This is a genomic window from Idiomarina abyssalis (assembly GCF_019797805.1).
Taxonomy (GTDB): domain Bacteria; phylum Pseudomonadota; class Gammaproteobacteria; order Enterobacterales; family Alteromonadaceae; genus Idiomarina; species Idiomarina abyssalis.
In genome coordinates, this window is sequence record NZ_CP081832.1 from 2,491,880 (window position 1) to 2,517,370 (window position 25,491).

The window sequence follows — 25,491 nt, forward strand, 5'->3', positions numbered from 1 at the left end:
TTAAATGCAACAAATGATGTCAAACGACGTCATTTTCGTGCAGCCAAACGACGTATCCTCTGCTGCCTTCTTTGAAGGACTCCTTGAAGTCCACATAAAAACAAAAAGAGAATATTACGTTATGAATAAACTAAGTGTTCTTACACTGTCTGCTTTGGCAGTGTCGGTTTCATCTGCTTTTGCAAAACCACCTGAGCATTCTCAAGCTCAGCCACTACTTGACAACCAGAAGCAAATCGAAAGCGCCGCTCCACAACGGTACATTATTAAATTTAAGAATAATGGTAACGCCGTACAGAAAATGGGGAACCGGGGCCGTTCTGAACTTGCTATCTCTCGCGCAAACAACATGGTCAAAAAGGCCGGCGGTAAAATAAAACTCAGCATGCGCCATAACCTGGCAGTTGCTGCTGAACTTACCGAAAAACAGAAAAAGCGCCTTGAGAAAAACCCTAACATTGAATACGTTGAAGTTGACCAAAAACGTCGCTTCATGGCTCAAGACGTACCTTACGGCATCGGCCAAGTTCAGGCTGACTTAGTTGATGACAGCGTTGCAGCTGCATCTGCCGGTGGTAAGAAAATTTGTGTTATCGATTCAGGTTTAGAGCTGCCGCACGAAGACATGGGTACACGAGGCGGCACCATCAACGGTACTAACGATAGCGGCACAGGCAACTGGCATGATAATGGTGGCCCTCACGGCACACACGTTGCTGGTACTATTGCCGCTTTAGATAACGGCCTGGGCGTTCGTGGCGTTATTGGCAGCAACCCTAACCTGCACATTGTAAAAGTATTTAACTCAAGCGGCTGGGGTTATTCATCTTCACTGGTTTCAGCGATTGAAACTTGTGCTAATAATGGCGCAGACGTCGTTAACATGAGCTTGGGTGGTGGCGGATCAAGCCAGACCGAAGCAAGCGCTATGCAAGACCTTCATAACCAGGGCGTTCTGCTTATAGCCGCTGCTGGTAACGACGGTTCAGCTTATAGCGAAACAGACCCAATGTCTTACCCTGCATCATACAACGCCGTTGTTTCAGTTGCGGCAGTAGACAGCAGTAAAAACCTGGCGTCTTTCTCGCAGAAAAACAGCCAAGTTGAAATTTCAGGCCCGGGTGTCGATGTTCTTTCCACTTACCCAGAAGGCACTGGCCAGCAAGGTAACTACGGTACTATGAGCGGTACGTCTATGGCGTCACCTCACGTAGCTGGTGTTGCAGCGCTAGTTTGGTCACATCATCCAACCTGTACCGCACAAGAAATTCGTGGCGTTCTTAACACCACAGCGCAGGACCTAGGTGCAGCAGGACGTGACGTTAAATTCGGTTACGGTTTAGCACAAACCAAAGACGCTATCGACTACATCGACGCTAATGGCTGTGACAGCTCAGGCGGCGGTGGAGATCCAGAGCCACCAACAGGCAGCGAACTGACGAACGGTCAAACCGTTAGCAACCTGTCCGCTACAACAGGTGACTCTCTGTACTACACCTTAGATGTTCCAGCCGGTGCAACTGACTTAAGCTTTAACATTAACGGCGGTTCAGGCGATGCTGACCTGTACGTTCGTTTCGGTTCAGAGCCAACTCAGTCTAGCTACGACTGTCGTCCATACCAAAGCGGTAATACCGAAACTTGTTCTATCTCTAACGTACAAGCCGGTACTTACTATGTCATGGTCAATGCTTACTCTAGCTTCTCTGGTCTGAACCTGACTGGTTCGTTCACAGAACCTAGCACTGGCGGCGGCGGAGGTGACTCTGTTTCTGCTACTGACCTCTCTGGCAACAGCGGCGAGTGGACTCACTACTACGTAGATATTCCTGCAGGCATGTCATCACTTGACGTAACCATGTCTGGTGGAAGCGGCGACGCTGACCTTTATGTTCGTCAGGGCAGCCAGCCAACCGAGTCAAACTACGAGTGCCGTCCTTACCGTTCAGGTAATAACGAAACTTGTAATATTGCTAACCCGGCTGAAGACCGTTGGTACATTAGCCTTAAAGGCTACACTAACTACTCAGGCGTAGACTTATTAGTCGAGTGGCAATAAACCTTTAATGAGTAAAATGTAACGTTTTGGGCGCCTTTTTGGCGCCCTTTTTATTTGACCGATATTAAACCTTATCGAATACCGAACCGGTGTCCGGGCTGAACAATTTACCGTAAAGCTTGGTCGCGTAGTTGTCCGTCATTCCCGAAATATAGTCGCAAATAACCCGCTTGGGGTTCTCTGCGTTTTTATACTTTTGCAGAGTAGAACTTGGAAGCAACTGCTCTGGGTTTTCGCTCAGTACCTGAAACAGCTTCATTATCATCATCTGGCCTTTGTACTCCAGAACCTGCACCGAAGAGCTGCGAATAACATGCTTAAACACAAAGTCCTTCAACGCTTGCAGAGTATGTTCAATGTGCTCAGGCAACTGGGCCTGAAGATCTAACCAGGGCGATTCAAACTGGTTTTGTTCTGTGACTTCTATCGCCTCCACAAAGTGCCCGACAAGCTTACTAATTGCATGCTTGCGTGTCCGACTTTGGCCTGAAAAAAGTGCTTCTGTGTAAAACCGTTCTTTCTGCATAATAACGCTGTTGTCGTCCAGCACAGCCAGTACGTCTTCGCGCCACTGCTTTTCTGTAACCAAATTCAGCGCCAGTGAGTCTTCTAAATCGTGCACGCCGTACGATATATCATCTGCCAGTTCCATAATGGAGGTATCAAAAGCTTTATACTGCGCTTTGGTTTTGCCACCTTTCGTTTTAGTGGAGCGAAAGGTCGCTTTGTCGTTGGGCGTCAGCGGTTCCAGTATCCAGTCCAGCACATCCTGTTCGTCGTCATGAATAGATTTGGGCGGTTTAAAAGCACTTAGGTGATCTTCGTCAGACAGTGAGCGAGTACTAACTTCGCTATGCAACACCGGATACTTAAGCACGCCGAGTAAAGTGCGTCGGGTTAAATCCAACCCGTCGTGGTCGGAATATTCACCCAGCTTTGAAATAATACGCAGCGTCTGCCCGTTACCTTCAAAACCACCGCTGCTGTGCATGTGGTAGTTCAGCGCCACTTCGCCACCGTGCCCGAACGGCGGGTGACCAATATCGTGCGCCAGACAAATGGCTTCAATTTGAAAGTAAGACGGGATATGCGTCGAAATAGAGTCGTTCTCTGCATACTTTTGCTTTAACTTCTCACAAATGCCCGAACCAATCTGCGCCACTTCCATAGAATGCGTTAAGCGCGTGCGATAAAAGTCACTTTCGCCCACACCCAACACCTGAGTTTTTGCCTGCAAGCGGCGAAACGCCGACGAGTGAATAATACGCGCCCTGTCACGCTGAGCATCGCTGTCCGGCGTAGCGGCATTAAAGGTCGTAGTTTTTCCTGAGCGGCGTTGGTGCAGCCCCATTTGCCGAGTATTTTTCACATCCTGCCCCATAAAACTTCTAAAAAATCGAAATAAATATATAGTTTTTTCGAAAATTTAATCACGCCATTTATATACGATAATTTGAGGGATCAAATGAAGTTATCTAATTTATCTGTTTCCAGAATAAACCAAATCAACCTTTTATTTCTGATCACGTTAGTCGTTGTTCTTTGCCTTTCCTTATTCACCGATATCGCCCGCCAAGCACTTATTATACCGGGCATTATCATCGCCGCATTATCAGTGGTATTTTTTGTCATCTCCCGACGTTTCCTGAACTTAGCCATGAAAGAACTGAAAAATATGGCCACGGAGGTCAGTAATGGAAATCTCGACCCAAGAGTCAGTTTAAGCAGCGACAATGAGTTCGGCCAAATCGCACGTTCCTTAAACCGTGCATTAAAACGTTTTAGCCGTATTCTGGGCCACATTGATGGAACAACCGAAAAACTTAGTAACCTGGCAGAGCGAACGGCTTCTGTCTCCGACCGCTCTCACACTACCAGTGAAAAACTGAGCGAGCAATCCAGCAGCCTAGCTTCAACCATCGAAGAAATCTCCACCAGCATGAACGAGATGACAGCAACAATTGAGCGAATTAATAGTAATACTGACTCAGTTGCTGAGGCCAGTACAACCTCTGAACAGCAAATGAATAGCCTAGCGGAGAGATTACAAAAACTGGTAACGTCAGTTGAAAAGTTCGACAACAGCTTTGAGCAAGTGGAAAAAAGTGCGGAAAAAATCACCTCGTTTGTAGAGCTTATAGAAAGCGTGACAGAACAAACCAATTTGCTCGCTCTGAATGCTGCTATTGAAGCTGCCAGGGCCGGAGAACATGGTCGAGGCTTTGCGGTTGTCGCCGACGAAGTTCGCTCATTAGCTCAAAAAACCAAGGCAACCACAGGCGATATTGTCAGTATGACCAACGAACTACGAGACGTTATATCGTCTTCCGGAGAAATCAGCGACCAAGCTCTTGAAGCCTCAAAAGAAGCACAAGAAATTTCTACAGCAACCATTGATTCGTTTAACACAGTTCTGACAGCAGTAAGAGAAATTAATGCTGAAGTTGATATGGTGACCGAAGCCAGTCAACAACAAAACGACGCAGTGGAAAGTGTCAGTCAGAACGTTCAGGTTCTCAGCGACTTATGCGACAACGCCTACGAACAAGCCGATACACTATCCAAAAATACTGATGAATTAAACGACTTGAGTAGTGACATCGTTCAGCAAATGGATAAGTTAGACGACTAGTCAGACATTGTGTCTCTTCTCTGAATAGCTAAACATTCGGAGAGGAGACATAAGATGAATTGCTTATTGAAATATGATGTCACTTAATTTTTTTATATTTAATATTCTGACCTGAACCACATTCTCCGCAAGGGGGGAGCCTATCACTATCATCATCAAGTGTGACCTCCCATTTTTTGCAACTTGTGCACTGATAAGTACCTCTTCCTGGTTTTTCACCAATATCGTAAAGCATTATATTTCTCCATTAAGTATCAAAGTTGAACCGAAGCAACTTAAGAGTAGCCGTTAAAGTCAGTATTACAGTTTATGAACATTATTTCGTTTCTAACGACATGAGTAAGCTGGCAAATCAGTTGTTCCTGGCCAGCGCAATTAGCGCGCGGCAACGCAATCGCATGGGTTTTCATATGGCTAAAACCGATCAGCAAAACACCTTAATGTCAGAACCTGAGCAAATTGACCCGGATGAACCCATAAACTTTGTGAAGCATTGGCAGGATCGCGTCAAAGCCAACGAACACTTCGACGCGTCACCACAGGAAAAGGCATTAGCCCAGGGTGTATTGGACGTTTTGCGGCAAGTCTGAATATCACTTGCCGCAGGCTGCATCATTTATTGCGTGACTTCAAATCACTATTCTGCGCTTCAATTTCACTGATGTACTTTGACTGATGTTCGCGTGCGAGTTGCACAGCTTTATTCGAGGCCTTTAGCGCACTCTCGTTGTTGTCATTCATTGCATAAACCGTTGCCAGGCTGTCCCATAAAACTTCGGACTGGTCGAATACCTCAACGCCTTTCTCTAGAATAGCCTGCCCCCAGTCAACTTGGCCTTCATAAGCGGCCTTTAAGCCATACACGTTGTATTGCTGAACCGACATAGGAAAGTCGTAGCCCACGGTCTTTTCATAATCAGCATAGAACGCCTGCAACTGCTCCAGCGACTTAATTTCAATATTCGGCACCGCGTTAAACCCTCGAAAAACGGATTTAAGCCCCTCGACATTGCCAATTAATGGCGTGCTGTCATGGGTTTCGTTGGGAAACTGCTTTGCTTCCCAGTTAAAAGCCGATTCCGGCTTCGCTTCCAGCACCTTCAATAAACGCTCATAGCTCTCGGCCATTTCGTTAGGCTCATTCGCCATACTGACAAACCAACGTACCGACGGCTTTTCTGCCTCTTGCTCTGCCGCTTTTATGTCGTTGATAAGCGCAAAGTCATCCCACCAAAGGCTTGGGCTCACCGATATTGCAGCATTGATAAAATCTGAGTGGTGAGTCGCCAGATAACTGGTGTAGAGCCCTGACAGCGAATGCCCAGTAACCACCGTATAAGGCGACACTCTGTACTTTTTCTGCAACGCTGGCATCAACTCATCTTGCAAAAACTGGGTGTACTGCTCAGCACCGCCAGAGCGGTCAGCGTAGGCTTCCATTTTTGTGTGAGTAAAACGCTTTAAGCGATTCCTCGCACTGACCCCGACAACAATCATTTCCGGCACAATAGAAAACGTACTTAGAAAGTTAACGTTACCCGCTATGTGCTCAAACTGCGTTGAACCGTCCATAACCAGCAGCACCGGATACTGAAAACTGTCTGAATGCTCATAGCTTTCCGGCAACGCAACACGCGCCGTTATCCCTTCATCAAGGAGCTTAGACTTCACTGTGAAGATTTCGGATGCGTGCACGCTGGCAATGGTAAAAAGAAATAATAGACAGGTGAGTGCTTGAGTTAGTTTTTTATAAGAAAGAGGCATGAGATCAGTAAGTTACTGGGTAGTGGGGGTATATTAGAACTATTCTTGGGTGGGGGCAATTGAGGGCGAAAATGTAGACGTGTTGCTGAAGACTTTTAGTTATTTCACTCTAATAACTACGAGCCTACTTAAAAATAGTATCCCTATTGTATTCAAGGTGATTTTGGGCTTAGTTTGTAAAACGCCCGAGCGTATTCTTTCGCGAAAAATATTAGGCCACTTACTATTAAAAAGTTGTACGAGAACGGACAAGGCAATCAGACGGAAAATATAACCAACTGTTTTTTATAATTAAAATAAAACGTAAAGAGCAAGAAAGAAATTTCTTACTAAAAAAATCAATTTTTACTGTATATTTATATAGTATCTTTGCTACCATCATATTGAACAAAACGTCTAAGTTGATTCATTAGGTAAACAGATGACAAATTTTCTTGATGTAAAACACGCCACAGAAATTTTAAAAGAACATGGATTAGCTAGCGACATAGACAGTACTAGACGATTCATTCGGCTCAACGAATTACCGGCAGAAAAAGACAGCAATTTCTCTGGGTATCGAATATCCAGAAGAGCACTAGATGCTTTTATATGGGTGAAAACTAACAAAACTCCGAATATAGTTCAGCATATCATGGAGCAAGGAAGTTTGTATTCCTCTGCTAACCAAATCAAGAGCACGAACCCTTATCGTGTAGCTTCATTTTTTGCAGGAATTGGAGGGTTTGATCTTGGATGTGAACGAGCAGGTATGAGTGTTGTTTTTCAATGCGAAATTAATAAATTTTGTCAGCAAGTCCTTAAAAAAAATTGGCCGAAAACTCTGCTTGCAGCAGATATAAAACAACTCAATGCGGACGATATTCCCGATAGCAATATATGGTGTGGAGGGTTTCCATGCCAGGATCTATCTCTCGCTAATCAAGGTAAAAGAAAGGGGCTAGAAGGTGAAAGAAGTGGATTATTCTACAAATACTCAGAGCTTATTGAAGCAAAAAGACCTAGCTGGGTTATTATTGAAAATGTTCCCGGACTACTTAATAGCAACGGTGGAGAAGATTTCCGACTCCTCCTCGAACGGATGGATGAACTCGGGTATGGCGTTTCGTGGAGAGTCTTGGACGCAAAATACTTTGGAACACCCCAAAGACGTCGACGTGTGTATATTGTCGCAAGTCTTGGAAACCTCCGCTCCTCGGAAGTACTTTTTGAACCAGGAGCAACTACAATCACTGATAAACCGGGCATTGGCGAGAAAAAAAGAGCTACCCCCCGAGATGCTTCACGCATTCGAGCAGCAGATTGCTATTCTATCCAACACGCAGGTATCGGTCGAAAGCATACCGCAGGACCTCAAGCAAAAGGATATAGAAATGACGGAGAAACATACACGCTCGACTCAAGAGGTAGTGCCGACGCTGTATGTTCGACGAATGATGCCTTCAGAATACGAGAAACTTCAGGGCTTTCCAGCAAATTGGACTCTAGTCGATACAGAGCGATAGGTAATGCTGTAGCTGTCCCGATAGTAGAATGGATAGCCTCTAGAATTATAGTAGTTGATTCTTCAAATCCAGGATAACTCTTGACTTAGCTAATTAAACTGATAATTTTGATTGGTTTTTCCAACCAAGGTTTTCTATGTCTTTAAGTGTAGCCGAGTACTTGGGTCAAAGAACGGATATTGATCAACCCGTGATTAAACCAGTTCAATTAAAATCGATTGTTGAATGCCCTTTTATGGACGGCATATGTACTAAAGTTAAAAAAGGGCAACAACCAGTTTGTAGTGTTCGAAAACCTGCTGACTCTACATTATGGATTGTTTGCGAACACCGGTTATGTGCAACACCGAGAAATAAAAAGGTTAATGGAAAATCACAACCTGCAGGATTAAAAGATCACCAAAAAAATATTCTATGGAAAGTTGCTCAAACTATTTATAGAGGCAACTTTACGAAAGACCAAGTTGTAGTCAACAGGGAAGTATCCATACCTATAATGGAAACAGGCGGTCGTTACAAAGCTGACTATATAATGAGAAATACTGCTCCCGGAGCCAAAGTAGACGAAATACTTTTAGAAATGCAAGGCGGAGGTGAGACCAGTGAGACAAAAAAAATATCTGACCATGTTAAAAAGTGGGCAAAAACTCCTACAAGAAGCAACAGCTTGCTTAGACAAGTCATCCAAAAACCAAACAGCATAGAAACAAATGCTTGGAGAAGACAACAAGAGCAATTCCTAGTAAAAGGGAACATAGTTAACCAAACAGGAGGAAAAATTGTTTTTGCTGTTGGTAAGCTAATTTATGATTATTTATATCCTAGGGTTTCTAGAGCAAATTTAAGGGACTTGAGAGAGCACAATTGGACACTTTGTCTACTTTGTATAACAGAAGATGAGAATGCCCCTAAAGTCCCAGGGCCTATTCAGCTAAATGTCGACGAAGATAGAATTTTATTCACGAATTACTCGACTTTTGTTAGGACTTTAACTGATCAAGGCGGCCCTGAGCCATCGATCTTCAAAGGAAGATTTCTCTCACTTAATGATGAGTACACTGAGTTATAAATGAAACCTTCAAAATCAGTTTTATACCAATAAATTATATTATCTTTTGACCAAAAAAAATCTACCCACCAAACTCAACCGCTCTTTAGCCCGCGTAATGCCTGTATACAGCAGTTCTTTGCTTAGCACGGGGCTGTCGTGGTCGGGCAGTACCATCACGGTGTGTTTGAATTCGGAGCCTTGGGATTTATGTACGGTCATGGCGTACACGGTTTCTATATGCGTTAGGCGGCTGGGCAATACCCAGCGTACGCCGTGCTCCTGGTCGGGGAAGGCCACACGCAGGTAGTCGTGTTCGGGGTCTTTTATGGCGATGCCGATGTCGCCGTTGTTCAATTTGAGTCCGTAGTCGTTTTTGGTGACCATAACGGGTCGGCCTTCGTACCAGGTGTTAGCGTTTACGCCGAGTATGTCGCCGACTTTTTGGTTCACGGCTTTCATGCCCCATGGGCCTTCGCGCAGGGCGGTCAGAATTTGGAAGTTGCTTAGGTTTTGCAAGGCTTCGTGGGCGATTTCGTTGATGTTGTTGGCATCAGCTGTTGTGTCGGCATTGTTCCTGACGTGTAACGTCAGGCTACCCCTGATAAGAGCTTCGAAGGCTGGGTCGTCTAGGCTGCTGACTTCATGCAGGCTAACGGGGTAGTCTTCATCGGCGGTTTTGGCTTTTTCGAGTTCCTGTTTTGTTGCGGCGTTGTCTTGTCGGTTAATGGCGTTGGCCAGGTCGGCAATAGGCCCTTTAAAGCGATAGCTTTTACGAAACTTCACGACGTGTTGCAGACGCTCTTCGCCGTTCTCGTCTATTAACTCTGCTGGCAAGGCGGGTGTATCGGCAACCTGCTGCAACCATTGTGCGGTGTCGCTGTGGTAGTGGCCTTCGTCTGCACCGGCGCACAAATTGCCGAGCACGGCTCCGGCTTCTACTGAGGCGAGCTGATCTTTGTCGCCTATGAGAACTAACCGTGCGTGCTTGGGCGTGGCTTTTAGCAACGCGGTCATCATTTCAATGTCTATCATCGAGGCTTCGTCGACAACCACCACGTCGGTGCGTAATGGATTCTCCGCGTGGTGTTTAAAGGCTCGCGAATTCGGCTTAACACCCAGCAAACGGTGCAGAGTTTTACCTTCTGCCTCTATCGAGTCCAGCGCAGGTAGTAAGGTTGCCAGCTGTGGGTTGTTTTTTAACTTTTCTAACTCGGTATCTATGGATTCGGTGAGCCGGGCGGCGGCTTTACCCGTGGGTGCTGCCAGCGATACGCGCAAGGGCGGTAAGCCCAGAGTTAATGTCTGATGCTGCAATGCGGTTAGCAGTCGCACCACGGTGTAGGTTTTGCCGGTACCCGGGCCGCCGGTCACCACACTAAAACGGTTGCGCACGGTATTTGCACAAGCTACCCGCTGCCAATTAATATCGCCGTTCTCAGCAGGCAAAAACAGCTTCGCCAGGGTGGTTTTCAGCAGGTCGTCGTTGGTCACAGGGCGGTCGTTCATGCGCGCCTGCAAGTCACGTTCAATAAAGGTTTCGTATTGCCAGTAACGGCGCAGATACAGCTTGCTGCCGTTAAGCACCAGAGGATGATTTCCCGCGCCGTCCGTATCCACACAGGTGCTATGACTCAGGGCTTCCAGCATGCGCTCGCCAAACTCGCGGAACAACTGGCCGGGCGTTGCGCAGTCAGGCGCGTAACGGTTTTCGGGCGGCAGGTTCAGCACCATTTCGGGTTCGCTCTGCAACGCTTGCATGTCAATGTGGGTATGTCCGCGCCCGGCCTGGTGCGAGGCACACAGAGCTGCCAGCAAAACGGCGTTTTGACTTTCTCCCGCTTGCTGCAGGAACTCAACAAAGGCAAGATCAATAGACCGCACCCAGCCAGCATCACGCCATTGGCTGAGGGCATCAAATAAGGTGTTCGATGTCACGTCGCTCATGTCGGCTCCTTATCAGACACGTTCTTACCCACAAAAAGCTCGTCCAGCTGTTCGATTAATGCCCGCGGTGGCCTGTCACAAAAAGCTCCGCCGGTTTCTGCTCTGTGCCCGCGTAAAAACAAATACACTGCGCCGCCAACATGGGTGTCGTAGTCGTACGCCTCACCCAGCCGCGCTTTTAATAAGCGGTGCAGGGCTAAGGTATAAATGACGTACTGCAAGTCGTAACGGCTGTGCAGAATTTTCTCGCGCATGGCTTGTTCGGTGTAAGCGTGGTCGTCTTCGCCCAGCCAGTTGGACTTATAATCTGCCACGTAATATTTGCCGTTATGCTCAAACACCAAGTCGATAAAGCCTTTGAGCATGCCGTTCAGCACATTAGGTTCCAGTGCAGGGCGTTCGTGGCCCGGCAGAATGTGTTCGCGAACCAGAGCATCCAGCCTTTGTGCGTTAACTTCACTGGCACCGAACCAGAATTCCGGCTCGGCTTTGTATTGTTCCAGAGCGCTTAAGCTAATGCGGTCACCACTGTCATTAATGGGGAATTGGTTGTGCAAATAGGCGTCCAGCCAGTGCTCTAGGCTGTTTTGGTGTTCCTGCCAATACGGGCTGACACAAAAGCCCTCTACCAGCCCGGTACGCTCGGCAGCGTCACCTGCTATTTGCGCAAAGCCGATATTGGCCGATTCTTCCAGTAAATTATGCAAAAACGTACCCGGCCCCGCGCCTTTGGGTAAATGATGAATGCTGTCCGGACTTGGCTCGGCGGCACTGGCGACTTCCGCTTCGTCATCATCGCGCTCGTCCAACAGGTTCATTTCGTCGGGCGACTGCGGTGCCTGCAGGCTTTTTGTCACGGCACCTTCGTACTTCAGCGCGCTGTAACTGGCCACCCACCAACGCTCCAGTTTGCGGCCTGCGGGCATGCTGCGCGGTGTGAGTTTAGGCGTTGTTTGTTCCTGCTCCAGCGCACGGACTAAAGGCTCGTCGTCTTCCAATCGCGTTAACTGCGTATGCGGCGCCTGTTGCCAGCGTTCGCTGACTTCGTTGTACAGCTCATCGGTTAACGACTCACCACCGTTCAGCAAGTAAAAGAGCGGGTTGTTGCGATGCTCTTTCACAGCTTCCAGCGCAATAAAGGTGGCGTATTGCGCGCGGGTAACGGCTACGTACATTTTGCGTAAGTCTTCGGCGAGGATCTCATTACTCAAGCGCTGCTTGTTGTCGTCGTCTTTTGACCACAATACCTGTAGCTCACCGTTTTCATCGTGGTACACCGCCGGCGGTTTTATCCGGTAGGCTTCCGCCTGGGTGTAGGCCACAAAAGGCATGAACACCAACGGGTACTGCAGGCCTTTCGACTTGTGAATGGTGATGATTTTTATCAGTTCGTCGTCGCTTTCTAAGCGCAGCTGCTGCTCGTCACTCTGAGTACGGCTGTTGTTACCGAAACCGTGGCGTTCGTTCACCTGCTCGGCAAAATGGTTCACCAGGGCCGGAATACCGTCCAGTACCAGGCTCTGTTGTTGCAGCAGCTCGGCAATGTGCAGCACGTCAGACAGTTGGCGTTCGCCGTGAATGCGGTCTTCCAGCAGCTTAGCCGGCACCTGATGGTCGTGTAACAGGCTGTGCAACATGGCGAGTACGCCCTGTCGCTGCCACTGGTCGTGGTAACTTAAAAACTGCTCAACCCGCTCTTCCCACTCGCGTTCGTGGCTGTGAATATGTTCCAGCTCCGCCAGCGGCAGGCCAAGTAACTGTGTCGCCAGAGCACTGCGTATCAGCGACGGGTCGCGCGGCTCGGCGCAGGCACTCACCAGCGCCAGCAAATCCTTCGCTACGCGCTGGGCAAATACCGATTCCCGGTCCGACAAATAAACGCTTTTCAGCCCGCGATCGCTCAACGCCTTTTTAATGGCATTCGCTTCGTTAAAGTTGTTTACCAGCACCGCAATGTCACTGGTTTTGACGCGCTGCTCGAGTTTATCGTCGCCGTTGTAATAGCCCGCCTGCGGGTCATTAAGCAGCGAGGCAATCAGGTTAGCGTGATGGTTCGCCGCTGCGCGGAAGAAGGTGTCTTTATTGCGTTTTTCCTCTCCGGACACCGACCACAGAAGCGCCGGTGCGGTTTTTAAGTTGCTGGATAACAGGCAATGCTTGAAAGTGCGCTTCAGCCCATTTGCACCCACTGGGTTAAAGGGCAGCTGGTTTTCTGCTTCGGTTTTAAACAGGAACGCGCCGCTCGGCAGCTCTTCGGCGCGCTCAAACAGCGCATTAACGCCATCCACCATGGCCTGCGACGAACGGAAGTTTCGTGCCAGATTATAATGCCGGCCTTCGGTGTCACGCCGGGCTTTTAAATAGGTGTAAATATCGGCGTTACGGAAGCTGTAAATGGCCTGCTTCGGGTCACCAATTAAGAAAATTCCGGTGCCCGGGTGCGGCTCAGCTAAATTATAAATGCGGTTAAAAATCTCATATTGAACCGGGTCGGTGTCCTGAAATTCGTCCACCATAGCCACCGGGTACTGCTTACGAATAGCGGCGGCTAAAGCTTCGCCGCTGGGTCCTTTCAGCGCGTCCCGTAAACGGGTCAGCATGTCGTCGTGGCCCATTTCGGCACGCTGGTTTTGCAGTTCGGCAAAGCGGCTACTGACCCAGAAAGCCGCGTGTTGTTTTACTTTAGCCAGCTCTTCCTGCTGCTGCACTTTGCTGCGCTTAATACGTTCCTGCAGCTCGCCTAAAGTGGCCCAACTTTGGGGCATGCCGCCAAGTTTGGCCTCGGCAAACTTCTGTAGCTCGTCAGTGCCTATATTCTTCCAGTTAGCCGCGGTGGCGTCGGGCTCAACTAAGTCAGGATCTCCGCACCAGTCCGCAAACTTCTGAAACTGTTTGAGTTTGGTTGCCGTGCCCTTGGCTTGTGAGGTTTTATCAACCAATTCCTGCACAATAGGCGCAACTTCCCGCTTTATATCAACCATTCGTTGCTGATGCGCGCTTTCAGCTTCTTTCAACAGGCTGTGCAAGTCACCATTGACCGGTGCCTGTCCGCTTTTGCTCAAACTGTAAGTGAGCCCTAACAAAGCTTCGGGTGACTTAAAGTCCTCCAACAGCCGGGCGCTGAGTTCAGCGTCGGCCGGGTAAATAAAACGCCGGAAGTAGTCTTCAGCGGCCTGAAGGCGCAGCTCTTCGTTGTCGGTTTCAACGTCCTGGCTGAACAGGCTACCGCTGGCAAAGGCGTGCTCTTTCAGCATGGACTGACACCAGCCATGAATGGTTTTCACCGCGGCTTCGTCCATGGACTGCGAGGCTAAATCCAACAGCCGCGCCAAGTGCATCAGGTTCTGCCCCTGCGCTGCACAGTCGTCGCGCAGGCAGGCTAAGAAGGGATCACCTTCTACGGCTTCCGGGTCACGGAAGTAAGCTGCGGCTTCGGCTAAGCGTGCGCGAATACGATCACTCAGCTCTTCGGTGGCAGCTTTGGTAAAGGTCATGACCAGAATATTTTTCGGCACCAGTTCGCGGTCAAACGCAGTTTCTTCCATACCGTTATGCGAGCCATGTCCAATAACCAAACGCACATAAAGCGCAGCAATGGTGTAGGTTTTACCGGTACCGGCGCTGGCCTCAATTAAGCGGCTGCTGTTCAGCGGAAAATCGAGCGGGTTCTCTAGCGTATGTCCTGAGGTATGTGACGGTAACTGGCTCATGACTTTTCCTCCGGCACCAGGGTTAAGCGCATAGGGTCATAAAGTTCGTCCATAAAGCGGCGGAAGTGCGGTGATGCCTGAATGGCTTGGTAACTTTCGGCAACGCGCCCACAATAATCGCTTTTGGTGACCAGCGCCGGGTCTTGAAAGCCTTCTTCTTCGTATTTCTGTCGGGCGGCTTCATGCGCCAGCATTTCGTCCTGGCCGTTCTTGTCCATTGCGCTTAGCCAGGTCATGGCTACGTCCAGATGCATGGGCTGCGGCTGCTGCGCTGACAGAGCCACCAGTTCCAGTATTTGCTCCAGTTGTTGTACTGCAAGCTCAGCCGGCACCGCCGCCACCTGCAACTGACAGCCACCTTTGGACACAATTAAAAGCCGTGTCGGCTTTTGTAAATTCAATAACAACAGACCAAGGTAATACGCGCTGGCGTGCTTCCAGCCGCCGCTGTTAATGCCTTTACCGTTTTTAGCAGCAATATTGCTGGCCGAGGTAACCACCCATAGGCGCTCTCCGCTTTCATTGGTATGCAGCCCGGTTAGGGTGTCATCAATAGTCAGCCCGCTGTGCTCAAAAAACACCTCAACCGGAAACTCATTCACACCCGAGTAACCGGCAATGCTCTGCTGATAGGTTTCCAGTATCTCCTGCGACTGCTCCAGCAACTGAAACCCATTTTGCTCGGCTATTGCACCAATACCTAAAGCCCCTTCGCGTTTAATCCGGTTCAGTTCTTTTAATAGCGAGGCTTCAATACCAGCCCCTGCCAGCAGCGCTCGCTTGCCCGAGTCCACCAGACGCGTGGTTAACGACCAGCTTTGCAGGTTATCCATGACAAAGGCTTCGCTGTCGTCCAGATCTTCACTGTTGCGGCTGAAGTAAGTATCCAGTCGCCAGTTAAAGTACAGCCGGGCGGGCTCTTCAATAAAGCGCTTAATGTCGTTAATGCTCAGGGTGCGTTCCAGTTCGTCGTCCGGGGCGGTTCCCGAAGCCGGGCGGCTCGCAGAAGCCAACGAGCCCTGATGCGCCTGCGCCCATTCACTGGCATAGGTAAAATAGTCCGGGTCTTCCTGGCTAAAGTAATACGGGTTAAACGGCTGTAATTTGTGCTCAACGGTCAGGCTGTTAATGTCCACTTCCCAACCCTGTTGCAGGTGATCACGCAATTGCGCCACCAGCACCGACGGCGTGCGCTCGCTGTTGTCTTTAGCGCTGTAACCTACCCAGCTCAAGTAAAAACAGTCGCGGGCTGAGAGCATAGCCTCCAGGAATAAATAGCGGTCATCGTCCCGCCGCGAGCGATCGCCCGGCCGATACCGGTCGGTCATTAAATCAAAGTCCACACGCGGCGTTGAACGTGGGTAATCACTTTCGTTCATGCCCAGCACACACACATACTTAAACGGAATGGCCCGCATGGGCATTAAGGTGGCGAAGTTTACCGCCCCCGCCAAAAAGCGTTGGTTCAAGTTCTGCTGGTCCACGCGCTCCAACCAGGCGTCTTTAAATATGGGCAGGCGCAGTTGTGACTCGTTATCCGCCTCTACGCAAATGTCCCGCAGCTGATACAGCTCGTCACTCAGTTTGGCTAACAGTAAGCGGTCACTGTCTTCTTCGGCCTCGAAAAATTGTTCCAGCAACCACTCGCCCTGAGTGACCCACTCCGGCAAGTTGTGCTCACCCTGCGCGCGCTGCCACCATTGTTCCAGTGTGCGCACCACGTCCGCCAGACACCCCACCAGCGCGGCACTTAGCCCGGCCACTTCGGTATAAGGTTCTACATTGGCCCAGGGTGAATCGTTTTCTAAACTAACGTCAGCCAAATCTCCCATGGCGTAACCGGCTATCATGCGTTTTAAGCCAAACCACCAGCTGTTGGTTTCTTCCGCTGCTGGCATATAAAACTGCCCGCGCTGCTCGGCATTAAGTCCCCAGCGCGCGCCGGCTTCTTTTACCCAGCGCTTTAACTGCGGCAGGTCATCGTCACTCATATCAAAGCGTTGCTGCACCGCGGGTACCGACAACAAATTGAATAAATCGGTCTGAGTAAAACGCAACTGATCAACTTGCAACAGCAATTCCAGCGCTATCATTAACGGTCGCTGATGACGTTCACCCTGATCGGCAATGGTATAAGGAATAGCACGCGAGTCACGTTCGCCAAAGCGGTTATGATACCGACCAAATACCGCATCAATGTATGGCGCGTAGGTGTTGACGTCGGGCAGCATCACCATAATATCGCGTGGTTTGAGTTCCGGGTCTTTTGCAAAGGCATCCAGTAATTGATCATGCAGCACTTCCAGCTCGCGCTGCGGGCTGTGGCAGACGTGAAACTGCAGTGACTTATCGGTGGCATTCGGCTCAGGCCAAAGCTCGCGGGTTTCCTGTACCGGCCGCAGGTTTAGAATATCGTCCTGCAGCTGAGCTAATAAATGGTTCGTGTTGTGGGGCTCAAACAGCTCCAGCTTAATGGTGTTAAACGCTTCCTGTTTGGCCAGGGTTTCATCGTATAAATCCAGCAGGCGAATGTAGTCCCGACCCTGCTTACCCCAGGACGCCAGCAACGGATGCGCCAGCTGATGCAGTTCGTCGTCATTCGGGTCGTCGGGCAGTTCCGGTTTGTGCTTTAAGCGCGAAGAGGCTTTAACCGCCTGCCGCAAGGCTTCTTTGCCATCGACAATATCCGCCCAGTGGTACTGCGATGGGTTATGCACACACAACAGAATTTGGGTATAGCCTTTAATGGCATCCAACACCTGCAGCATTTGCTGCGGCAGCGAGGAAATACCAAACACCACCACCCGTGGCGGCAAACCTGCAGGGCGTTCAGTTAACGCCTTTGCCGTATCAATAAAGCGCTGATGCAGCTCCGCCCGGTTATTCCAGTAGTCGTCTATGCCAATATCGTTGCTGACAGCGCGCCATAACTCCGGCTGCCACAACTGTTCGGCTTCAACTGGTTGTTCCTGCTCCAGCACGTCCTGACCACGCACCCAGTTATCCAGCCAGTCAGCACGGTAAACCGCGTACTGATCAAACAAGTCGGCGAGCCGTCCACTCAACTGATACAGCTTGCGCCCGTCGTTGTCGTCGGAGGTATAGTGCTTAAGCGGTGCAAAATGCGGGTTGTGCTCAATAAGCTCGGGCAACAAGCGCATTAACCGCCAGGTTAAGCGGTCTTTATCAAAGGGGGAGGTTTTGGGAATGTCGTCACCGAGCACGGCTCTGTATGCTTGCCACTGAAACCGCGCCGGCAGGGTGACATCTATCATGGCAGCAATGCCGCTGGCCTGAGCTAAATTAATTTTCAGCCACTGGGCAATACCGTTACTTTGTACCAGCACGGTTTCCTGCTCCAGCGGCGCCAGCGGATAGTTTTGGGTGAATGTAACCGCCACATCGGTTAAGTCTTCCAGCCGATGTCCATGCGCGACAATAAAGCCGGGGGTCAATTCACTCACTCGCTGCTCTCCCTGTAGAGTTACTGTAAGACATCCATCCTAATCAATAGGGAATTATCTTACTAGTTATAGAGCAACTTATCGACGCGCTTATTTCGCCAGTAGTTTGTCTTTGGCCTGACGGTTCGCTTTACGCATTTCTGAGAAGGTCGAGTTCTTTTTATAGCGTCCCTTCTCTACATGACGAATTATCGATACATCTTCAATGTTTAATGGTTTTCCGTGCGTACCCAATAACCAGCGGAACGCGCGATCCTCGTAAGTTTTTACCCACCGATCTTTCGGCTGCTGATAGCAGTCTATCTGCTCGCAATAGCCATAGCGGCGTGCCGTGTCACCATGAACTATCTGCACCGGGCCAGAGGCTTTTGAAAAGGTATGAGTGGTAAAATCCGCCTGCTGCAAACATTCTTCAACTGAGGTTTCTTTACCATTACACAGAACATCATGCTCTTCGCTCAGTAAAGAGGTTCGGGAAACCTGTTCCGGAAACGCCAGAATGCAGGACTCTTTGCGTAAGGTCTGTTTTAAGCTTGGGAAGGTATTTTCCCCAAACAGTAAGTCGCAGTCGGTAAACCAAATCCAGTCGGCTTTCGTTTCTTTTGCAGCTTTATTACGGCCTATACCACGGCGTAGTAAGTCGCCTTTGTTGAGCGCGATAAAATTCCACTCGATATTATCAACCTGTTTCGATTCATACTCTTTAATTAAAGCAACGGTGTTTTTGTCTTCGGGGCAATAAAAACCGGTCAGCGTAACTTTAAAGTCCTCTGGGGCATTATCCACCAGCGACTTCAACTGATACACAAACAAATGCGAATAGTTCCAGCAGTGACTGACAATTTCAATATGTTCAGGTGTGCTGGTCAGATCTTCAATTTCGGTTGACTCCGGTACATCATATAGCCAACTAGCCGGAACGGGACTGGATACCGCAAATCGCAATATGAACTCTTTACTTTGCTGTAACCAACTTCTTAGTGCCATTCAGCATTACCTCGCATTCGCTTTCTTTGAACGTACTATGGTATTTTCAACACAGGCTACAGAAGATCTGGACGCTTTGTAACCACTCTATAACGAACGAAGGGGTTAGTTGTTAAACCGATGAATTTAGTTAAAGGTTTTTTCACACAATTGCGCTATCGCTGGTTACGAAAGTATAAATCGCTGGCCGGCTCAAGTCTTAAACGAAACGCCCAGGCAATAACTGAACTGCAATGGCAACAGCGCGACACCTTAATTCAGTCGGAACACGCATTGCCCGGTCAGTTGATAGTGAACCTAACCTCTTTTCCTGATCGCTTTGCCAGGCTGCACCTGACATTAAAGTCGCTATTGTTACAGACGGTAAAAGCGGACAAAGTCATTTTATGGTTGTATCAGGACGACATTGCCAAACTTCCGGCAAGTGTCACTGTACTGCAAAAATACGGCTTAACCATTGCGCCAGTGGGTACCGACACCCGTTCCTATAAAAAGCTGATCCCGGCACTTAAAAGCTTTCCCGATGCCTTTCATGTGACCGCTGATGATGACATCTATTACCGTCCTAGCTGGCTGGCAACCTTAGTCAATGCGTATACGGGTAATGACCAGGAGATTTTGTGTTGGCGGGCACATTACTTACGCCGTGCAACAAGCGGAGAAATACGCCCCTACAGGCAATGGTACCCGAAAACAGAGGTACGGGGTCCTGACCCGCGCCTGTTTTTTACCAGTGGCGCCGGGGTTCTTTTCCCGCCAGGGTGCTTTGATAAACGCGTAAACGATCAAGAACTGGCTTCTTCTCTGGCTCCTTATGCGGATGATTTATGGTGGTTTTGGTTAGCCAGCCTGAATAATTGTATTATTCGCCGGGTGGGCAACAACCCCAAGCTTATTAATTGGAAAGGCAGTGGTGGCAGTTCGCTGTGGCAGTTTAATAAGCGCGAAGATGGCGGCAATGACGCACAATTACAGAATTTAATCGCACATTTTGGTCTGCCGCCAACCTTAGAGAAGAAGTAAAAGGATCAGAGAATGGAAATTTTTATTGCGGTATTTTTCTTTGCTTTTTCGACAACTATTACGCCCGGCCCCAATAATATTATGATTATGTCTTCGGGCGTGAATTATGGTGTTAAGTCCAGCATGCCGCACTTCCTCGGAATTTGTCTTGGCTTTCCGGCTATGGTGCTGGTGGTCGGCATGGGTTTTGGTTCAGTGCTGGAGCAGTTCCCGCTTCTGCACCAAATGATTAAAATTGCCGGTACTATCTATTTGCTTTGGCTGGCCTGGGTCATCGGCTCACAAACCCCCAAGGCAATTGAAAAGGGTGACCGTAAGCCATTAACCTTCTGGCAGGCAGTTTTGTTTCAGTGGGTAAACGGCAAAGCCTGGGTTATGGCAACTGGCGCAGTGGCAGCATTTACCACAGTTGCAGGAACGCTTTGGTCAGAAGTAATGGAAATAACAGCGGCTTTTCTGGCTGTGGCGTTTCCCTGTGTAGGCATTTGGCTGGTGGCCGGCGCCGGACTGAGGCAGTTACTCACCAACCACCGGGCACAAAGAATTTTTAATATCTCCATGGCTTTATTGCTGGTCTTTTCTGTTATACCGGTCGTACTGGATATATGGCAGTTCTATTTTAGTTAGCCTCAATTTGAACAACATAAAAATAACAATTTACGCTTACCTGACGATATGGTTAACTATTGACCATAAAGGCAATAAGGATGAGTCATGGACGTGAAAACCAAGCAAGTATCTTTTGATCAACTCATCTCAGAATTGTCGACTCGCCTAATTAACAGTGAGCCCACAGAAACCTACGAATGTATTGAAGAAGTTATTGCGGCTATTGGCGACTACACAGAGGCAGACCGTTGTTACGTATTTGAGTTTGATGACCATATTAAGCACATGACCAATACCCATGAGTGGGTTCGTGACGGTCACCAGGCACATATTGATAGTCTGCAGGCAATCGAAGCTGACGATTTACCCTGGTTTTTTAAAGAAATGAAAGAAAACCACGTTTGCATTGTTAATGATGTCCAGACGCTTCCCCCTGAAGCTAATGCCGAAAAAGCAGAGTTTGACCGCGAAGACATAAAATCCGTTATTTGTATTGGTATGGTCGCTAACCACAAACTTCTGGGTTTTGTCGGCTGCGATATGGTGCAGAAAAAACGCCAATGGCAGCCAACAGACCTACGTCGCTTGAGCCTGGTTGCCGACATGATAGCCAATACCCTTGAACGGCAACGTACCTATGCAGAGCTCATCCACACCCAGCGGGAGCTGGAAAAAGCCAACCGTATGCTGCAGGCGCAAGTAGCACAGGATGGTTTGACCGGCATTGCCAATCGTCGCGCCTTTGACGAACGCATTACTAACGAAATTCAGCGTGCTTCTCGTCACAAAACTCCACTGGCTTTGCTCATCATTGATATCGACCAGTTTAAGCCCTACAACGATCACTACGGTCACTTGCAGGGAGACCAGGCGCTTAAATCTGTCGCCGACGCGATGTTTGATCAATTGCAGCGTAATACAGATTTTCTGGCGCGTTATGGCGGAGAAGAGTTTGTTGCGGTAATTTCAGCCACCGACGAGCAAAAAACCGAGGACAGTATTCAGCAATTGCTGGAGGCTGTTCGGAATCTCAAAATAGAACATGAGCAGTCGCAGGTTGCGCCCTATCTAAGTATTAGTATTGGCGGCTACTTGCACACACCGACTGCTGACGAAAATACCGAAGCCTTAATTAGCCGAATGATTTCAAAAGCAGACTCAGCGCTTTATCGCGCCAAGTCTGATGGTCGTAACAGAGGGTATTTAGATTACTAACCTTATTGCGCCAACTGTTTTTGCAGCTCTTTATCGTCAACGCCTTTAAGTTCTGCAAGCAGTTGCTCCGAAGTTTCCGTGTCGCCTTTTAGCGCCAATAGCTGTGCTTTTCTAAACTGGGCCCAGTGCGGCTCAGGCAAATTATCCGATGTTACATCTTCCTCTAAGTAGCTATTTAACGCTGCAATTCCAGCTTCGATTTGGTTTTCGGCTAAAACGGCGGTTTTTCCAATCTGATACAACGCCATACTGACTGCAGAACCGTCATCTGAAACGCCATTTACCGCTCTATCAAACAGCTTGAGAGCCGTATCAAATTCTCCTGCGCGTTGTTTTTGCAAGCCTGAATACAGCAAAACGTCCGCATTATTTGGGTGTGCTGCTATGGTTTCTTCCAGCAAAGACTCAGCTTCTGTCATCTTTTCATGCTTACGCAAATACCCAACTTTCGCGAGCGCACCTTGTGCCGGGTCTAACGCCATCATTTTCTCAATTTGAGCCAGCGCTTTTTCGTCATCACCGCCGGCTATAGAGGGCGCCATTAAATAAAACTGCATTAGGGATCTACGGTATTTAATACTCTCAGGCGCCAGCTCAACTGCTTTCTCAAAGGAGTCCACTGACTTGCCGGCGTAGCTCATCGCACTGAAAAAGGCATTTTGTGCCTGTTGCGCCATCACCACCCCACGGGTATGCCATGCTTCAGCGTTTCCCGGTTCATTTTTAACCCATTCTTCGACGCTGTTTTCAGCGCTATCCAATGAGCCATCAGCCAACTGCTGCTGAATAACCTGCTTCGTTTCCACCTCGGCATAAACGCCGGGCGCAAAAATTAATGTTGTAAGTAAGAATAAAAGCCACCTCACGAGAATTCTCCTTTTTCGTATTTTTGTGACCATAAAAATATAAGCACCGTACCTACAACACCCGGCACTACCCAGAATAACAATTGCCACTGCCCCAAGTGAGCCAGCACATGACGCGCGCCAAAAGCAAAGAACGCTGTATAAACCGCTATGCCTGAACCACACATTGAACTTAAATGTTCTATCAGCCAGGCATTCTTCTTAACTGAGGGCGAAAATGCAAAACGCAACATTTGATACACGTTTACTAACCCTAAAATGCCAAAAATAATGTGCAACCAAGGGCTGACAAACTGAATAGCAGGCGTATTCATGCTCTGCCATAGCAACACCAGAGACATCACCGCCAAACCAACCGGCATCGATAAGTAGCTGAATGTGCGCAAGTTATCGCGACTTCGTTTCGACCGCAAAACAACGGTTGCGTTCCGAACTGAGGCAAAAGTAAACACGGAAAGGAACAACAGCAATGTCCAAAAGAAGCGAATCCCCTCTGTAACGGCGTCAGGTCTTTGGCTATTGGCAATGATGTCCGCTTTAAAATAAGCAGGAGCAACCAGCACCATAACCGACATAATAATGGCCGAAACAGCAACCGTATTCATGATCCAGACATACGCCTTACCAAACCGGCGATGGTTCAGACTTCCCTTTTTTGTCACTACCGGCACCCAAAATAGTGCCATCGCTATGGCACCAAACACGATGTGTAAATAAAGTAAAAAGCTGTGCAGCGTCAACATAATAAGCCCTCCTGTTTTTTTTACAGGTTAGAGCGGTTCAACGGTGTCGGTTAGTGCAAGAAGTCACTTTATGAAACGTGACTTTTGACCTATTGCGAAATGCCGAGCTGCGGGCATACTTAACTAATGAATATAAAATCTGTTACTTCCAAATACTTAGATCATGAGCAGTGGGTTGCAGTGCTGGCCTGGGTGCTGCTGTCCTCGTTTTGTCTCTACTTACTGGGCCAAAGAGAGCAAACGCCTTTCTTCAGTTCGTACTGGATTATTTCCGCGGTACTTTTTTTGGTCTTCATTGTGTGCTTCACAATAGCCACACGGGAGCAGCCTTACAAAAACGAGCCTTGGCTACGCCTTAGTCTTGTCTTTATTCAATTAGTGGCTATTTTCAGTTTGTATTACTTAATACCCTATAGTGTTGTCGCCATATTGATGACGATTTGCATGGCACAGCTGCCTTATTACACCAGTATTCGAAACTCTGTTCTTCTCTCTATTCCGCTATCGGTTCCATTGTGGTTGATTTACCAGTTTGGCTGGGGCGACAGTTATGCTTGGATATCCGCCATTCTGTTTTGGGCATTTAATTTGTTCTCCATTGTGACCATGGGCACCCGGCTGAGAGAAACAAAAGCACTGGAGCGAGAGCAAGCTATCAATCGAGAACTTCGCGCAACACAAATGTTGCTTCAGGAAGCGAGTAAACAGAATGAACGGACTCGCATAGCCCGCGATATTCACGACTTAATAGGCCATCACTTAACGGCGCTTTCAATTAACCTACAGGTGGCAGCTCGAAAAGCAGATGATGAACTAAAACCCACTTTGGAGAAGAGTCAGAGCATTACCAAGTTATTGCTCTCCGATGTTCGTGAAGCGGTTTCCGATTTACGTGATTCGGCCGTGCTGGACATTGAAAACGCATTACAGTCTCTTTCTTATCACTCGGCGGACAAGCGAGTTGAGGTGGTTTGCCAGAAAAAACTTGGTATTCAATCCATCGATATTGCTGACGCTGTTCTGAGAATATCGCAAGAAGCAGTGACCAATTTCCTGAAGCACTCCAATGGTGATCGTCAGAGTATTTCTTTATCTCGCCAGGGAGATAAACTCTGCCTTTTTATTGAAGATAATGGGTCTACTCAGCATTTTAAGGGCGGAAATGGACTGACCGGTATGCGAGAGCGCGCCAATGAAATTGGTGCTGATTTGAGCGTGCAGACAAAGGGCAGAGGCTTTAGCATTCAGCTAACGCTTGAGGGTGATGTATGAGCATTAACGTTCTGTTAGTTGATGACCAAACATTAGTTCGGGAAGGTCTGAGTTCGCTCTTGTCACTATCCGACAATGTTACCGTTGTCGCGCAGGCTAGCTCTGGCAGAGAGGCGGTTAGGCTAACGACAGAGAGTGAACCTGATGTAATTCTCATGGATATTCGCATGCCTGACTTGAATGGTATTGAGGCCGTCGAGCTTTTGCGAAAAAAAGGCTTCCAAACACCGGTTTTAATGCTGACAACCTTTGATGACCACGAATCTATAATGAAAGCCATTCAAGCCGGCGCTGAAGGCTACTTATTAAAAGATGTGTCGCTGGAGGTTTTGGTGGACGCCATTGAAGCTTTAGCCGATGGTAAAACCTGGCTTCAGCCCGCTATCACTGAACGTATCGTGCAAGGCTTAAAAGAAAGCAAAGCGCCTGAAAATGATAGTGAACAGACTCTGGTTGAGCCGCTGACAGATAAAGAAATTGCCGTTTTACGGTTAATAGCAGCGGGGCTCAGCAATAATGAAATAGCGGAAAGCTTGTTTAAATCGACCGGGACCGTTAAGAATCAAGTGTCGTCACTTATGGCCAAGCTCGGGGTACGTGACCGCACCCGAGCTGTGTTAAAGGCCATTGATTTAGGTTTATTGTAA

The 25,491-nt window shown here is 48.5% G+C and carries 18 protein-coding genes; 10 read left to right on the forward strand and 8 right to left on the reverse strand.

Going from position 1 to position 25,491, the window contains the following annotated elements; all coding sequences use genetic code 11:
- Nucleotides 1-121 precede the first annotated feature (121 nt).
- On the forward strand, nt 122-2,059 hold the full coding sequence (locus K5X84_RS11995) for a S8 family serine peptidase (RefSeq protein ID WP_222235987.1): 1,938 nt from the start codon (nt 122-124) through the stop codon (nt 2,057-2,059).
- Between the two features lie 64 nt (nt 2,060-2,123).
- Here the strand turns inward: K5X84_RS11995 and K5X84_RS12000 are convergent, their stop codons facing one another.
- Nucleotides 2,124-3,428 (reverse strand): anti-phage deoxyguanosine triphosphatase, encoded by a 1,305-nt coding sequence (locus K5X84_RS12000; protein ID WP_244994792.1) that lies wholly within the window; start codon nt 3,426-3,428, stop codon nt 2,124-2,126.
- Nucleotides 3,429-3,524: 96 nt separating this feature from the next.
- Between K5X84_RS12000 and K5X84_RS12005 the strand changes: the two genes are divergently transcribed.
- The gene (locus K5X84_RS12005) at nt 3,525-4,691 is read left to right on the forward strand and encodes a methyl-accepting chemotaxis protein (protein WP_222235988.1); all 1,167 of its coding nucleotides are present in this window, start codon (nt 3,525-3,527) and stop codon (nt 4,689-4,691) included.
- A gap of 260 nt (nt 4,692-4,951) precedes the next feature.
- A complete protein-coding gene (locus K5X84_RS12010; protein WP_244994793.1) occupies nt 4,952-5,281 on the forward strand; it encodes a hypothetical protein in 330 nt (109 codons plus the stop codon).
- Nucleotides 5,282-5,303: 22 nt separating this feature from the next.
- Here the strand turns inward: K5X84_RS12010 and K5X84_RS12015 are convergent, their stop codons facing one another.
- On the reverse strand, nt 5,304-6,362 hold the full coding sequence (locus K5X84_RS12015) for an alpha/beta hydrolase (RefSeq protein WP_244994794.1): 1,059 nt from the start codon (nt 6,360-6,362) through the stop codon (nt 5,304-5,306).
- A 514-nt stretch (nt 6,363-6,876) separates the two neighbouring features.
- On the opposite strand from K5X84_RS12015, the gene K5X84_RS12020 reads away from it, so the two are divergent.
- Together K5X84_RS12020 and K5X84_RS12025 are read left to right on the forward strand one after the other, a co-directional pair.
- A complete protein-coding gene (locus K5X84_RS12020; RefSeq protein WP_222235991.1) occupies nt 6,877-8,037 on the forward strand; it encodes a DNA cytosine methyltransferase in 1,161 nt (386 codons plus the stop codon).
- 59 nt (nt 8,038-8,096) lie between these two features.
- A complete protein-coding gene (locus K5X84_RS12025; RefSeq protein WP_222235992.1) occupies nt 8,097-9,029 on the forward strand; it encodes a hypothetical protein in 933 nt (310 codons plus the stop codon).
- Between the two features lie 39 nt (nt 9,030-9,068).
- Here K5X84_RS12025 and recD read toward each other — a convergent pair whose 3' ends face one another.
- The 4 genes from recD to K5X84_RS12045 all read right to left on the reverse strand — a co-directional run bounded on the left by recD (nt 9,069) and on the right by K5X84_RS12045 (nt 19,116).
- Entirely contained in the window at nt 9,069-10,955 is a 1,887-nt protein-coding gene (gene recD / locus K5X84_RS12030) for an exodeoxyribonuclease V subunit alpha (RefSeq protein ID WP_222235993.1), read from the reverse strand.
- The gene (gene recB, locus K5X84_RS12035) at nt 10,952-14,665 is read right to left on the reverse strand and encodes an exodeoxyribonuclease V subunit beta (protein WP_222235995.1); all 3,714 of its coding nucleotides are present in this window, start codon (nt 14,663-14,665) and stop codon (nt 10,952-10,954) included. Before recB ends, recD begins: the two co-directional genes overlap by 4 nt.
- A complete protein-coding gene (gene recC, locus K5X84_RS12040) occupies nt 14,662-18,129 on the reverse strand; it encodes an exodeoxyribonuclease V subunit gamma (protein ID WP_222235997.1) in 3,468 nt (1,155 codons plus the stop codon). Before recC ends, recB begins: the two co-directional genes overlap by 4 nt.
- A gap of 90 nt (nt 18,130-18,219) precedes the next feature.
- On the reverse strand, nt 18,220-19,116 hold the full coding sequence (locus K5X84_RS12045; RefSeq protein ID WP_054490447.1) for a glycosyltransferase: 897 nt from the start codon (nt 19,114-19,116) through the stop codon (nt 18,220-18,222).
- Nucleotides 19,117-19,236: 120 nt separating this feature from the next.
- Between K5X84_RS12045 and K5X84_RS12050 the strand changes: the two genes are divergently transcribed.
- From K5X84_RS12050 to K5X84_RS12060, 3 genes are all read left to right on the forward strand, one after another.
- Nucleotides 19,237-20,139, forward strand: a complete 903-nt coding sequence (locus K5X84_RS12050; protein ID WP_222235999.1) for a hypothetical protein — start codon at nt 19,237-19,239, stop codon at nt 20,137-20,139.
- 12 nt (nt 20,140-20,151) lie between these two features.
- The gene (locus tag K5X84_RS12055; RefSeq protein WP_222236001.1) at nt 20,152-20,766 is read left to right on the forward strand and encodes a LysE family translocator; all 615 of its coding nucleotides are present in this window, start codon (nt 20,152-20,154) and stop codon (nt 20,764-20,766) included.
- 87 nt (nt 20,767-20,853) lie between these two features.
- Complete coding sequence (locus tag K5X84_RS12060; RefSeq protein ID WP_222236003.1) at nt 20,854-21,963, forward strand: sensor domain-containing diguanylate cyclase; 1,110 nt, start codon at nt 20,854-20,856, stop codon at nt 21,961-21,963.
- A gap of 2 nt (nt 21,964-21,965) precedes the next feature.
- Here K5X84_RS12060 and K5X84_RS12065 read toward each other — a convergent pair whose 3' ends face one another.
- Both K5X84_RS12065 and K5X84_RS12070 read right to left on the reverse strand, forming a co-directional pair.
- Nucleotides 21,966-22,829 (reverse strand): tetratricopeptide repeat protein, encoded by an 864-nt coding sequence (locus K5X84_RS12065; protein WP_222236004.1) that lies wholly within the window; start codon nt 22,827-22,829, stop codon nt 21,966-21,968.
- Nucleotides 22,826-23,572 carry a hypothetical protein gene (locus K5X84_RS12070; RefSeq protein ID WP_222236006.1) on the reverse strand — a complete coding sequence of 249 codons (747 nt, stop codon included), beginning with the start codon at nt 23,570-23,572 and terminating at the stop codon, nt 22,826-22,828. The genes K5X84_RS12065 and K5X84_RS12070 overlap by 4 nt, the downstream gene beginning before the upstream one ends.
- Nucleotides 23,573-23,698: 126 nt before the next feature.
- Between K5X84_RS12070 and K5X84_RS12075 the strand changes: the two genes are divergently transcribed.
- Both K5X84_RS12075 and K5X84_RS12080 read left to right on the forward strand, forming a co-directional pair.
- Nucleotides 23,699-24,844, forward strand: coding sequence for a sensor histidine kinase (locus K5X84_RS12075; RefSeq protein ID WP_222236007.1), 1,146 nt, complete (start codon nt 23,699-23,701; stop codon nt 24,842-24,844).
- On the forward strand, nt 24,841-25,491 hold the full coding sequence (locus K5X84_RS12080; RefSeq protein ID WP_222236009.1) for a response regulator: 651 nt from the start codon (nt 24,841-24,843) through the stop codon (nt 25,489-25,491). The genes K5X84_RS12075 and K5X84_RS12080 overlap by 4 nt, the downstream gene beginning before the upstream one ends.